Source organism: Natronoflexus pectinivorans, assembly GCF_004345615.1.
GTDB classification, from domain to species: Bacteria; Bacteroidota; Bacteroidia; order Bacteroidales; family Marinilabiliaceae; genus Natronoflexus; species Natronoflexus pectinivorans.
In genome coordinates this window covers 1-14,043 of record NZ_SLWK01000020.1, presented here as the reverse complement: position 1 = coordinate 14,043, position 14,043 = coordinate 1, and the positions used below count along the sequence as shown (strand labels likewise).

Sequence of the window (14,043 nt, the reverse complement as noted above, 5' to 3'; positions counted from 1 at the left end):
AATAAATAATACAATGAAAAAGTTATTTTTTAATATATCAATCATCTTATCACTTGTGTTGGTGATAAGCTCCTGCGATGATACACTGGACACTCCGGCAAAATCATCTCTGGAACCATCAGTGATCTTTTCAGATCCCAGTTTGACAGAAGGAGCAATGGCTGCAATAATCCACTCCTTTGGTGAAACAAACGCCTACAGAGGAAGATTCCTTGGGTTGTATGGTCTCAATACAGACATAGAAGTACGAAATGGGCTAAGAGACGTTGCACATGAAGCAGTAAGGCTTACAAATTACAGCACCAACGTAAACAATAGCCAAATGAATACTGAGAACAACGCCTGGGCGATGTTCTATCAGGCCATTGAGAGAGCGAATATTGCAATCGATGGGATTCGTAACTATGGTGATATTGAGAGGAATCCAAGAATGGCTCAATTACTGGGAGAGATGCTTACATTGAGAGCTTTTGTTTATTTGGATCTTATAAAGGGTTGGGGTGATGTTCCTGCCAGATTTGAACCAATATCCACTGCAACACTCTATTTACCCCGTGAAGATCGTGACATCATTTTCATGCAGTTATTAGACGATCTTGAAGAGGCCGCTCAACTTGTAGCCTGGCCAAATGAAACAGCTGCAACTCGGACAACTGAAAGAATTAACAAAGCATTTGTTAAAGGTTTACGAGCTCGCGTTGCTTTAATGGCTGGCGGATATGCCCAACGTATGGATGGTACAATTCGCAGAAGCATATACCAGGAGCTATCTCCGGATAAAATGTACGAAATCGTTAAAAAAGAGTGTCTTGACGTAATCAACAGCGGAACTGCACAACTCGAAACTTTTGAGGGGGTATTCAGATCTTTACACCGTGAGGATTTTGTTGCAGGGAGAGAGATCCTTTGGGAAATACCATTCAGTGAGGGTCGCGGTCGTGTTATCTTTGAGAATGGAGTAAGACATACAAATGCGAACAAATATACTGCACAAGCCAGAGGTGGAACCAATGGTCCCAATCCAATACTGTTTTACGAGTATGACGTAAATGATGTTCGTCGTGATGTAACATGTATACCTTATGAATGGACAAACGGAATACAAGTTCCTACCAACAACGGACGATGGATGTTTGGAAAATATCGTTATGAGTGGTTATTTGAAGAAGCAGGACGCCGCGTAACTTCAACTAACGATGACGGGTTAAACTGGTTAGTGATGCGCTATTCTGACATTCTTTTAATGGCAGCTGAAGCCATCAACGCCCTTGACGGTCCACAGGAGGCAGCTCCATACTTAAGAGAGGTACGTGAGCGAGCTTTCCCTGATCACCCGGATTTGGTTGATGACTTTATGTCGCAGGTAACAACCAGCAAAGAGGCGTTCTTTAATGCAATTGTTGACGAAAGAGCTCTTGAGTTTGCAGGGGAAATGCTACGTAAACAAGATCTTATCCGTTGGAATATGTTAAGCACCAAACTTCATGAAGCAAGAGAGAAGCTGATGCAACTTGAAGCTCGTGAAGGTAAATATGCCGACTTACCAGAAAGAATCTATTATGAAACTGCTGAAGATGGTGAAACTGTTATCATTTATGGTTTGAATTATGGTGATACCGACGAAATTGGACAAAGCCTTGGCTTTGAATCAAACAAATCATGGGTCATAACCTCATCAACGGAACAATCAACATTCTGGAACGCACTGTTTTTACGCGACCCCGATTTACAACAGTACTGGCCAATATGGCAAGTATTTATCGAAACCAGTAACGGGATGCTTAACAATGACGGGTTTAATTTCTAATATTTACGCTTTGGTTGAAAACCAAGGTGGCTGTGATGCCGATCATAAAACATGTTGAAAACAAAGTACTTTGATTTGCAAACAGCAAAAATTAAATGAACCATAAAATCAAAAAATAATGAAGAGATTAATTAAATTATCCGCATATTTTTTGGGATTAATCGCAACGGCGTCTTTTGGAAGTTGTTCCGACGACATTGATCCCGAAATAACTGAAATAAATGTCAGCCGGTTATTCTCTCCGGTTGACCTGGAAGTACGAATTATCAATCAAACATCTGCACGATTAAGCTGGAAAGCTGTAAACAAAGCAACCAGCTATACCGTTGAGTTCTTTCAAAATGAAAATTCAGACATTGAAGAACCGGAGTTTTCCGGTTCTCCAACCAAAACAGTTGAAGGAATAACATACAGCCAACTACCATACACTGTTCCCGGTTTTGCAGGTGAAACCACATATTCTGTAAGAGTAAAGGCTGTGGGTGAATCCATTTTAGAATCAAAGTGGATTGAAGCATTATTTACAACCGGCACAGAACAAATTCTGAGTGCAATTCAACCGGACGATATAGGTGCTACAACATTTATTCTTAGATGGCCTGCAGGAGAAGTAGCTACCAGCGTTGTACTGTTTGATGGAACAAATGAGTTGACTTTTGAAGTAACACAAGAGCACATTGAAGCAGGTGAAATAACCCTGACTGGTTTGAACAGCGAAACAGGGTATTTCCTTCGTCTGGTAAACAATGGCAGCACAAGAGGCACACATAATTTCACAACCTTAATCGATATTGGTGATGCAATATTGGTTGAGCCCGGTGATAACCTCAAGGAGATCATTGAGGCGGCTGAAGAAGGAGATGTATTTGCATTAATGCCAGGCGAATACCAAGTTGATGCGAACATCCACATCAGTAAAACCATTGGAATTATTGCTGTAAGGCCGTTTGAAAAGCCAGTGATTAATGGTGTTGTATTCAGAATTAGCGGAGGTGCAGGATTTAGACTAAAAGACCTTATTCTTGATGGAGAAACTGCACCAGACGGTAACCAAACCATCATCTATGACGAGGTGCTTGGAGCCGGAGAGACCTATGGAAATGCAATTATTGAAGGTTGTGAAATCAAAAACTACGTCAAAGGAGTCTTTTACGCAAGTAATGCTGTATTGATTGAATCTGTATCAATTACAGGCACCATCTATTCAGACATTGTAACCGAGGGTGGAGATTTCATTGACTTTAGAAACGGTATGACTAAAGTATTTGATTTCAAAAACAACACAGTTTACAACAGTGTTGTTAACCGGGATGTGATAAGAATGGACAATGCTGCTGCTTTCTCAGGGGACAACACCGCCATTATCACCATAGAAAATAACACTTTCTATAATGTTATCACACAGGAGGGATCAACGAGAAGGATTCTTTATGTGAGATTGGCGAATCATGAAATCTATGTTCGTAAAAACATTTTTGCAAATATTGTCGGAACCTACTCTAATCAGTCAGCGACAACAGTTGTTGGAATGGATGGAAATAACTATTTCAACGCTCCAAATCTGACCAATGACGAGATTACAGTATACGATCGTTGGAATTACACAGAATTGAACCCAGGGTTTGCAGATCCTGAAAATGGTAACTTTACGATATCCAATGAAGACCTGATCTTCTACCGTATCGGCGATCCTCGTTGGATTCCATAAATTACCATCAAATTAACCAAATTGAGGGACAACACATGTTGTCCCTCAATTATTCATTATTTAAAGATTGGATATGAAGAAGTTGTTCTTTTTATTACCAGCAACGCTATTATTAATATTTATTAGTTGCTCAAAAGAATCAGAGTCTGAAAAAAATGATGATGAAATCATTGGTTTCCCTACGCCTGACCGTTCATCCATCCCCGCTTTTCCAGGTGCCGAGGGAGGTGGCATGTACACTACAGGAGGTGCAGGTGGCAGAGTATATACCGTCACATCTCTGGAAGATACTTTTGAAGCTGGCACACTTCGCCATGCCGTTATGCAAAATGAACCACGCACAATTGTATTTGCAGTAAGTGGAGAAATAAAATTAACCCGCAACCTCAGAATAACCAACGGAAATTTAACCATCGCTGGTCAAACTGCACCTGGCGATGGAATTACCATAAGAGATTACACAGTAATGGTAGATGCCGATAACGTCATCATCCGCTTTTTGCGTTTCAGACTTGGTGATGAAACAGCTACAGAAGATGATGCCATTTGGGGCAGAAGAAGAAAAAATGTAATCATAGATCATTGTTCAATGAGTTGGAGCACCGATGAATGTGCTTCATTCTATGACAACGAAAACTTTACCATGCAGTGGTGCTTGATTGCCGAAAGCCTTAACGAATCGGTTCACGATAAGGGGGCACATGGATACGGCGGTTTGTGGGGTGGAAATAATGCCTCATTTCATAACAATCTTCTTGCACACCATAAAAGCCGAAATCCCAGATTTTATGGAGTGCGCGACGGCATCCTTAGCGAAAGAGCTGAAATGATTAATAATGTGATATATAATTGGGGAGATAATTCTGCCTACGGAGGGGAAGATGGTGAATACAACATCATAAATAACTATTACAAAGCAGGCCCTGCCACCAACAGCCATCGCAGTCGTATTTTTGAAGCGTACCGGGGTACCGATTATGGGCGGTTTTACATATCAGGAAATTACGTGGATGGTTATCACAATGTATCAGAAAATAATTGGTTAGGCGTTGACCTGAAACATGGAGGTTCACTTGACAACCTGAAAGTAGAAAACCCTTTCGAAATCTATCCCGTAACAATTCGTTCGGCAGAAGAAGCGTATGAACTTGTACTGGAACATGCAGGCATGAGCCTGTCGCGTGACGCAGTGGATAACCGCATTATTGAAGAGGTGCGTAACGGCACTGCCACCTTTGGAGGTTCATGGGGTTCAAACTCTGGAATTATTGACACACAAGAAGATGTTGGAGGATGGCCACAATTATCAACTGCTGATGCACCTATTGATACCGACGGCGACGGAATACCCGATGAGTGGGAAATTGCAAACGGACTGGATCCAAATGATCCAACCGACGGAAGAAGATACATTTTAAGCCCTAAATACACAAACCTCGAAGTTTATCTTAACAGCATCGTTTACGAAAAAATCGGCTTTGGTGGAACCGGGACAGAGTAGTAATTATACATCAATTTACATGGCTCCTATATCTGGTAGTATTAACCAATAGAGTAAAATAACAACACGATTTGTGTTGATTATTTGATCTCGTTAAAACACGCAGAAATGAATTTAAATACGAAATTGATCCTAACTGTTTTAATCATTATATCGGCATGCTCTGTATCAAACAGTGAACGAATCAATAACACACCAGCTTTTCCTGGCGCCGAAGGGGCAGGAAAATACACAACCGGCGGAAGAGGTGGAATGGTGTACGTAGTTACAAATTTAGAAGATGACGGGCCAGGGAGTTTTAGATATGGTGTTAATCTGCAAGAGCCAAGAATTATTGTGTTTGCCGTATCAGGAAACATCCATCTGAAAAGTCCTCTCAATATCAATCACGGCAATTTGACAATTGCCGGACAATCGGCTCCCGGTGAGGGTATTTGTATAAAAGGACATGGACTCCGAATCAACGCAGATAATGTGATATTCAGATATCTGAGAATGCGCCCGGGCGATATATACCCGATTGAACAAGATGCCCTAACCACCATGCGACATAAAGACATCATAATAGATCATTGCAGCATGAGTTGGGGAACTGACGAAGTATTTTCTCCATACAATATTGAGAATTTAACCGTGCAATGGTGCATCATCAGCGAAAGTCTCAACGACTCGCACCATTCAAAAGGAGAACATGGATATGGGGGTATATGGGGTGGAAATAAAGCAACATTCCATCATAATCTTTTGGCTCATCACAGCAGCAGAAACCCTCGGTTTCAGGGTGGACGAAGCCTGAAAAAAGGTCAGCAGGAACTGGTCGAATTTGTAAACAATGTGATTTACAACTGGGGAAATAAAGCTGCGTACGGAGGAGAAGAAGGACACTATAACATCATAAATAACTATTTTAAACCAGGACCTGCAACAAACAGAAGTGAATTATCAATTATACTTGAACCCTACACTCCCATCGGAAAATTCTATCTTTCAGGAAATATTGTTTACGGTAATAAAGAAGCCTCAAAAGATAATACTTTGGCAGTTAGCACGCAACGCGGAGGGCCTCTTGAAGAACTGATTGTATATGAAGCCTTTTCTGTGTCGGATTACCAAATAAGAGATACAGAAACAGCCTTTAAAGCTGTTTTGAAATACGCCGGGGTCAGTAATGTAAGAGATACTATTGACTCAAGAATTATTAAAGAGGTAAAATATGGCATGACAACTTTTGGTGAAGGAGGAATCATAAACAGCCAGAACGAAGTTGGAGGATGGCCTGAATTTCAATATTCAGAACCATTATTAGATTCTGATGGAGACGGCATGCCCGATGCATGGGAAATTGCCAACGGTTTGGATCCCAATAATCCCAATGATCATAACCAATACGACTTATGTTCAAAATACACAAACATTGAAGTGTATTTAAATCAACTGGTCGAAAAAAAATAGTCTAGGTTTCATAGGACCCAATGAAAAGGCAGGGAACAACGGTTCCTTGCCTTTTCTGCATAATCAGGAGCTTCGCGGGTCGGGTTTCAATGGCAATATGGCCATCTTCTCCACTTCTATTGATGGAAAACCAAACTCACTGGCCACTTTTCCCTGGATTAAATAAATTCCATTTCCCTGAAAAGGGTATTTCTTAAGTACCGGCGGGAAATGAGTGGTGTCGAAAAACTGTCCGTCATCGTCCAGAAAAGCGGCAAAATGCATCAATTTCCGACTCACCGTGCGCACATATTTAATGGTCACCAAACGCCCGGTCATCTTCACTGTTTTCCCCACAAGAGAGGATAAATGGCGTGCCTTCACCTCACCCCTGAAACTGGTTTGAAGCAGATCAAAATAGTTCATGGTAACAGGAAAACCCAAAAGTTCAATTTCATCATAAGCGTCCTCAAGAGGCTGTTGTATGAGCCGGGGCAGACTGTATTGCGCTTCTTTGGCCGGAAACAACCGTGGAATGGGTTCTTTTACCTTCTCCCGGGTGAGATAAAGATGAGCCTCCCACAACAATTGCGGCTTGTTTTTCCCGGTAAATCGGAGTGCTCCCAAACGAATGAGAAGCACAATCTGCTCACGGCCTGAAGCCGTGCGCTCAATAAAATCGGGCAAACTCAAATACTCCCCTCCCCGCTGTCGTTCATCAACAATGCGATGCGCCAATTCCTGCTCCAAATCTCTGATGTGCACAAATCCCAAAAAGATATCTTTTCCATCGATGGAAGTCATATAGCTGCTCCTGTTCACACAAGGAACATGTACTTTCCCGCCCCACCGCGTAGCTTCGTGAACGTAAACCCATGTGGCATAAAAGCCCCCAAAATTATTAATCACTGCCACCATAAATTCAAGCGGAAAATATGCCTTCAGATATAAACTCTGAAAGCTCTCCACGGCATAAGAAGCCGAATGTGCCTTGGAAAAAGAGTAGCCTGCAAAGGATTCAATCTGGCGCCACACCTCTCCCGTCAATGCATCGGGGTAGCCACGCTCTTTACAATTGCTGAAAAACTTATCCACAATTCGTTGAAACGCCGCTCTTGAGCGGTATTTACCGCTCATGGCACGCCTCAAAACATCAGAATCGGCCAAATCGAGCCCCACAAAATGGTGACAAACTTTTATCACATCTTCCTGATAAACCATTACCCCGTAAGTCTCCTTTAATTGTTCTTCCATCACGGGGTGCAAATACCTGAATCCATTGGGATTATGAAAACGCTCAATATACTCCCGCATCATTCCCGAACGGGAAACCCCGGGACGAATGATGGAACTGGCAGCCACGAGAGTGAGATAATTATCGCACCGAAGTTTTATCAGTAAGCCACGCGTTGCGGGGCTTTCAATATAAAAACAACCATTGGTCTCTCCTTTTCTCAACAACTCCTTTACACGCTCATCGTGCTTAAAACACTCCACTTGATGTACATCCACTTTTTCGCCACGATTTTGCAACACAATGGAGACACAATCCTTTATGTGCCCAATGCCCCGTTGCGACAGAATATCCAGCTTCTCAAAACCAATATCTTCGGCCACGTACATATCAAACTGTGTGGTTGGCAGTCCTTTGGGAGGCAAATCGAGCGCAGTATAAGCCGTAATGGGCGCATCAGATATCAAAATTCCGCCCGCATGTATGGTTCGCAGGTTGGGAAAATCTTTGAGGTGAGCAGCGATGGAGAAAATTTTTTCGGGCAACTCCTCTCCAGCCGGATTAAATCCCGCGCTGGTCATTCTCTCCAGTTCTTCGGAGGGCAAACCGTAAATCTTACCCAATTCCCTGATTACAGAACGCTCCTGAAAAGTAGATATGGCTCCCAGCAACGCCACATGTTCTCTTCCGTATCGTTTAAATATGTATTGTTGCACATCATCACGCTCACGCCAGGAGTAGTCGATGTCAAAATCGGGAGGAGAGCTGCGTTTGGGGTTCAGGAACCTTTCGAAATAGAGATTCAGTTCAATGGGATCCACATCGGTTATTTTAAGACAAAAGGCCACAACGCTGTTGGCACCGCTGCCACGGCCAACATGATAAAACCCGCGCGACATGGAATATCGAATAATATCCCAGGTGATTAAAAAGTAAGCGGCAAAACCAAGTTTACTAATAATATCCAACTCCTTCATGATTCGCTCCCTTGCTTCGGAATGATTGCGCCCGTAACGAAATTCCATCCCATCTAAAGCCAGTTGCTCCAGAAGTTTTTCGTCATCGGAGCGGCTGCCTGTGTAGCTTTGTTTGTTTTTAACCGTTTTAAAATCAAAATCGAAAGAACACTGTTTTAAAAAATCACAGGTATTTTTCCATATCACAGGATAATGATTGAATGCCGCTTTTAGTCGTTCTGCCGATACAGGCCAGTCATACCTGGAAGCCATATCATCTTCGGTAATCCGGCTCAAAAGCCGGTTACCATCTACTGCCCGCAAATGGCGGTGAACCTCAAATCCGGTACAGGAAGCAAACACCACCGGCTGCCATACTAACAATTTATGCATCTGTCGCGACAAAGGTGAAGTCAGAAGCCTGTTCAATTGAAAGTGCCTGATTCCCACAAATTCGTTCTCCCGCAAAACCGCAGGAATAAACCCATCAAACGGGTAAACCACAAATGCATTCTGAAAAGCGGGAGAAACATCAGGCAACGGTTGCTGCGACAACCTGTGGGAAGTTAAAAATCGGTTAAGTTCGCCAAAGCCACTGAAATTACGTGCAATCCCGGTATAAAGTAAACGGCCATTCTCGCGAAATTCCAACCCCACCAAAGGTGTAATTCCCGCCGCCCGGCAGGCTGCAACAAAATCAAACACCCCCGTAGTACTGTTAATATCGGTCAGCACCAACACTTCGGCACCAGCCGCAGCAGCGCGTTGCACCAAATCCTGTGGCGACAACACTCCGTAACGGAGACTGTGATATGTGTGGCAATTTAGAAACATAAAAAAAAGGGAAAAAAGGGTGGGAAGGTAACAGGGTGAGAGGGAGATAAGGTTTATGGTTTTGAGTTTTGGGTTTTGAGTTTTGAGTTTTGGGTTTATTTTAGGGTTCAAACTATAAACCATAAACTAAAAGTTTATAGTCCTAGGTTGAACATCTGTACTTTAAACATTGAACTTTAAACTTTAATCTTATCTGTTTGCATTGCACACCTACGGCGTGCCTTCTCTCAACGAAACGTTCCTTTCTATTTTCTATTTTCTATCGACATTTGCCACCTACGGCGGCGTTGGCTGATGTTTACAAAACACTGCAATTACGTTTCCTAATAACCTTCCATCATTCCATATTTTCGCTGAGAAACCATAAACTCAAAACTCCAAACCTTTCATTTCCAGCAAAAAAATGTTCCGGTTCCGCTACGCTTCATCTCCCATCCTATCTTGTCACCCTCCAACCATAATCCCTAATCCCTAAACTTTAAAAAACATCCCCCTACCCACCGCATCTGTTCCAAAACGTTTTCTTATCCTGTCCATGGCCAGATAAAGATTGACCTGTTCCGGGGTATCTTCAAACAGATTGAGTTGCTGACTGCCTGAGACCAGGTGAGTAAACCGAACACCCAGCAATCGAACCAAAACCCGTCGTTTATAAAGCCGTTGTAACAACTCCCGCGCTTCACGCATAAGAACATGGTCGAAAGAGGTGTAAGGGATACGCTTTTGTATGGTATGGGTATCAAAATCCGCGTACCGGATTTTGACTGTCACACAAGCCGTCAGTTTGTTACGCACCCGCAGTTCAAAAGCCAGTTTTTCCACCATCTTCAACAACCAATCGTTTAAAAACCTAAAGTCGGTGGTATCTGTCTCAAAGGTCTGCTCCGTGCCAATGGATTTTCGTTCATAGTATCGCTCCACCGGTGAAGGGTCGATGCCATTGGCTTTTTGCCACAATACAGTGCCATTTTTGCCCAACACCCGCTCCATCATTTCGGGAGGGACGAGGCTCAGCGTCTCTATCTTATCCACCCCCATTGAACGCAGCAATCGATAAGTTTTTGGCCCCAACATTGGAATTTTACTAATGGAGAGAGGATTTAAGAACGGCTTGACTCGTGGAGCTTCAACGTACAACTCCCTGGAGGTTCCTTTTTTTGCTTCGCCTGTAGCTATTTTTGACACGGTTTTATTTACCGACAGTCCGAAGGAGATGGGAAGCCCCGTTTCACGGATGATGGTTTCCCGCAACTCGTGCGTAAATTTATAGCAGCCAAAGTAACGATCCATCCCCGTTAAATCAAGGTAATGCTCGTCGATGGAAGCTTTCTCGTAAAGCGGCACTCGGTCGGCAATAACCTCTGTCACCAGGTTAGAAAAACGACTGTAGGTGTCCATGTCTCCACGAATAAAAACTGCCTGCGGACATAGCTGACGAGCCATGCGCATGGGCATGGCCGAATGCACGCCAAAACGGCGTGCTTCGTAGCTGCATCCCGCCACCACACCCCGGTCGGACAAGCCGCCAATAATCACAGGCACGCCATTAAGGGCACTGTTCTGCAACCGCTCTACCGACACAAAAAAGGTGTCCAAATCAATGTGAACAATGTGCCGGTTATCAAACTGATAATTAGAATCAGAAATCATATTTTGATTATATATTAATCTTTGTTACGATTCTAATATAATCAATTTTAGCAAAATGAGCAAGGGAATGGAAATCGGAGAACGGAAAACGGAGACAGGAGACAGGAAAGCGGAATGCGTATGGCAAAAAAAATGTACATTTGTACCCCCAAACAACACTTCACGTTATCAGCCCAAGATGTTTCTTGAAGGGTTGCCCTAAAAAAGGCCCTCTCCGCTTCTATTGTTACCATAAAAATTGAATCGGAACACCAAAACAATAACAATAAAACAATGAGTAAAAGTTTATCTTTTAAAACCATCATTAATTATTCGACCGTTATTTTGCTTCTAATAGCTATTGCTATAAGGGCAGGCGCTTCTTTTGAGTGGTTAAAACCGGAGGAGACTAAGGAGTACTCTTTGAATGACTTTAAGCATGCTTTCCCTTTGGCTGAATCGTTTAACAAAAACAGCGACCAAAGTTTTTCGGTTTACGGCAACGGAGGTGTTTTATTGGGACATGCCTTGGTTTCTGAAGAGCTTAACGCCCGTTATTCCGGCTATGCCGGTGAGGTTCCGCTGGTCATTTCATTATCTGAAGATAAAATTATAACAGGTATTTACCTGTTACCAAATGGCGAAACATCTCATTATATCGAGCACATCAGAAAAATAGGACTCCTACATGAATGGAGCGGCATGCCTTTAGATACTCTGGTAGTACAAAAACAGGTTGATGCCGTTTCGGGGGCAACACGAAGCAGCACTGCCATAATTGGCACCTTTAACCAAACAGTTGCCAATTATCTGGTTGTTGCCTCGCAAAGGCAACCATTCTCGATGATTAGAGGCATTCAAATTGCTTTAATGTTGGCCCTAATCGTAATTTCGCTAATGCAAATTATTGGTAAACGATTGCGCCAATTTTACTTTTACTATTTAGCTGGCGTGGTATTGGTTATGGGAATTTGGTTAAAACAAATGTTGTCTGTGGGAGCTTTTCATACTTGGCTGGTGAACGGTTTGCCGTGGCAAACCAATTTTGAATTAATTGTTATATTGCTATTGGCATTGGTTATGGCATTGTTGGGACACAAAAAGTACTATTGCAACTACCTCTGCCCAATGGGAGCCTTGCAAATGCTTGTTTCAAAAATATCACCAATTAAAAAACGTTCCATAAACATAAAAATATCGGTAATACATTTAAACACAGTGTATTTATCCTTTATTTGGATTGCTATATTGCTGGGAATTTCACTTCCCCTGTCGAGTATGGAACCTTTTATGGCATTTTCATTTTCTGTGGCAACCACATTTATGCTTCTTTTTGGTGGAGTTGTAATGATACTCTCCATATTCTTTAATCGTCCATGGTGTCAGTTTTGCCCCACCGGATGCGCCATTGATATTGTTAAACCTGTTATCGAAAAATAATGAAGAATACATCAGCACTTTTAAATCTGCTACTTGCAGCCATCATAGTAGTTTTAGTTATTCAGATAACTAAAACTGATAAAAACATTGTAGAAGAATCAGCGCCAGCCTTTGTTCATGTACCAACGTATGAATCAGAACAGCCGGTTCAGTCGTCCGAAAAAGTATCAGTAGGTGCCCGTGGTTGGATTATGCCTAAACCAGCATTGGTAATCGGTTCCTATGGTGCCGATGGCCAGCCAAATATCATGACGGCAGCATGGGTCGGAATCGTCAATTCGCATCCAATAAGTGTTGGCATATCGTTGCGTCCGGCAACATTATCGTATAGTAATATTATGGAAACTGGCAGTTTTACCATCAATGTGCCGTCGGCTAAATATATGGCTCACATGGATTACGTAGGAAACATTTCAGGGCGCGATGAGAATAAATTTGTCTCATTGGGACTCACCCCTGTTAAGGGCGATTACGTAAATGCACCATACATACAGGAGTTTCCTATTGTAATTGAATGCGAAGTAACCCAAACCATTAACCTAGGTTCGCATGTTCAATTCATAGGCAAAGTGATTGATACAAGAATAGATTCACACCTTTTAAAAGAAGATGGAAGTGTAGATGTAGAAAAAATGCAACCCATTTTATACGAGGGTAATGCGTACTATGGTTTTGGGCCCTTATTGGGAAAGCAGAGTGATGCTTTTAAAGTATTCATGGATGATATGGAACCGGAATTTAAGCCCCGGGCTGCGAGTTTTAACCACACCCTTGCAACCATATACAACCGTAAGAGCGTTCGCAATTTTACGAACCAACAAGTCACCAAATCTCAACTAACTGAACTTGTTAGAAGCGGCATGGCAGCTCCAACAGCTGTTGATAAACGTCCGTGGGCATTTGTAGCCATTGACGACCGCCAAACGCTCGATAAACTCGCTGAGGTATTGCCCTACGCACGCATGCTTAAGCAAGCCACAAGCGCCATTATGGTGGGTGGCGACTTAGATAAAGCGCTTTCGGGAATTGAGCAGGCATACTGGGTACAAGATTGCTCTGCAGCCACGCAAAACATCCTCCTTGCAGCCGAAAGCATGGGTCTGGGTGCTGTGTGGACAGGCGTGCATCCGGTTAAAGACCGCGAAGAAACCGTTAAACAGATTCTTGGTTTACCCGATAATATTGTTCCGCTTAATGTGATAGCCATTGGCTATCCTACAGGCATTGATACTCCCAAAGACAAATGGGACGAGTCCATTTTACACTGGAACAGATGGTAAAATATCAGACATCAAAAATCCGCAAGTCACTCTATGATTTGCGGTTTTTTTTGTTGGTGATGTTTCGGTTAACTGTTATCAGTTATCAGTTATCAGTTACCAGTTAACAGTTATTAGTTAACAGTTATTAGTTGAGGCGTCCTGATATTGGTTGACTTTTTGAGTGATTAATATTCATAAGTTTTGCTAAAAAAAAAGAGTGCCTTGTCTGACATTTGAATTA

At 42.5% G+C, this 14,043-nt stretch carries 8 protein-coding genes; 6 read left to right on the top strand and 2 right to left on the bottom strand.

From position 1 onward, the window contains the following. Nucleotides 1-13: 13 nt before the first annotated feature. The 4 genes from EV194_RS16110 (at nucleotide 14) to EV194_RS16095 (ending at nucleotide 6,468) form a co-directional block, all read left to right on the top strand. On the top strand, nucleotides 14-1,807 hold the full coding sequence (locus EV194_RS16110) for a RagB/SusD family nutrient uptake outer membrane protein (protein WP_132435435.1): 1,794 nt from the start codon (nucleotides 14-16) through the stop codon (nucleotides 1,805-1,807). Between the two features lie 118 nt (nucleotides 1,808-1,925). Beyond that, nucleotides 1,926-3,515: a DUF4957 domain-containing protein gene (locus EV194_RS16105; protein ID WP_132435433.1), complete on the top strand. Its 1,590-nt coding sequence runs from the start codon at nucleotides 1,926-1,928 to the stop codon at nucleotides 3,513-3,515. 73 nt (nucleotides 3,516-3,588) lie between these two features. Continuing rightward, a complete protein-coding gene (locus EV194_RS16100; protein ID WP_132435431.1) occupies nucleotides 3,589-5,016 on the top strand; it encodes a pectate lyase in 1,428 nt (475 codons plus the stop codon). Nucleotides 5,017-5,124: 108 nt separating this feature from the next. After that, nucleotides 5,125-6,468 carry a pectate lyase gene (locus EV194_RS16095; protein ID WP_132435429.1) on the top strand — a complete coding sequence of 448 codons (1,344 nt, stop codon included), beginning with the start codon at nucleotides 5,125-5,127 and terminating at the stop codon, nucleotides 6,466-6,468. A 63-nt stretch (nucleotides 6,469-6,531) separates the two neighbouring features. Here the strand turns inward: EV194_RS16095 and EV194_RS16090 are convergent, their stop codons facing one another. Next, a complete protein-coding gene (locus EV194_RS16090; RefSeq protein ID WP_132435427.1) occupies nucleotides 6,532-9,471 on the bottom strand; it encodes a DNA polymerase III subunit alpha in 2,940 nt (979 codons plus the stop codon). A 471-nt stretch (nucleotides 9,472-9,942) separates the two neighbouring features. Next, entirely contained in the window at nucleotides 9,943-11,121 is a 1,179-nt protein-coding gene (gene dinB, locus EV194_RS16085; protein ID WP_132435425.1) for a DNA polymerase IV, read from the bottom strand. Between the two features lie 273 nt (nucleotides 11,122-11,394). Here dinB and EV194_RS16080 point away from each other — a divergent pair, with 273 nt between their 5' ends. Both EV194_RS16080 and EV194_RS17035 read left to right on the top strand, forming a co-directional pair. After that, nucleotides 11,395-12,540 (top strand): FMN-binding protein, encoded by a 1,146-nt coding sequence (locus tag EV194_RS16080; protein WP_132435423.1) that lies wholly within the window; start codon nucleotides 11,395-11,397, stop codon nucleotides 12,538-12,540. Then, nucleotides 12,540-13,820 carry a flavin reductase gene (locus EV194_RS17035; protein ID WP_207916091.1) on the top strand — a complete coding sequence of 427 codons (1,281 nt, stop codon included), beginning with the start codon at nucleotides 12,540-12,542 and terminating at the stop codon, nucleotides 13,818-13,820. Before EV194_RS16080 ends, EV194_RS17035 begins: the two co-directional genes overlap by 1 nt. Nucleotides 13,821-14,043 lie beyond the last annotated feature (223 nt).

Bases quoted from the DNA above. Each gene is read 5' to 3' on its own strand.
- EV194_RS16110 (WP_132435435.1), top strand. From the start codon at position 14: ATGAAAAAGTTATTTTTTAATATATCAATCATCTTATCACTTGTGTTG.
- EV194_RS16105 (WP_132435433.1), top strand. From the start codon at position 1,926: ATGAAGAGATTAATTAAATTATCCGCATATTTTTTGGGATTAATCGCA.
- EV194_RS16100 (WP_132435431.1), top strand. From the start codon at position 3,589: ATGAAGAAGTTGTTCTTTTTATTACCAGCAACGCTATTATTAATATTT.
- EV194_RS16095 (WP_132435429.1), top strand. From the start codon at position 5,125: ATGAATTTAAATACGAAATTGATCCTAACTGTTTTAATCATTATATCG.
- EV194_RS16090 (WP_132435427.1), bottom strand. From the start codon at position 9,471: ATGTTTCTAAATTGCCACACATATCACAGTCTCCGTTACGGAGTGTTG.
- dinB (WP_132435425.1), bottom strand. From the start codon at position 11,121: ATGATTTCTGATTCTAATTATCAGTTTGATAACCGGCACATTGTTCAC.
- EV194_RS16080 (WP_132435423.1), top strand. From the start codon at position 11,395: ATGAGTAAAAGTTTATCTTTTAAAACCATCATTAATTATTCGACCGTT.
- EV194_RS17035 (WP_207916091.1), top strand. From the start codon at position 12,540: ATGAAGAATACATCAGCACTTTTAAATCTGCTACTTGCAGCCATCATA.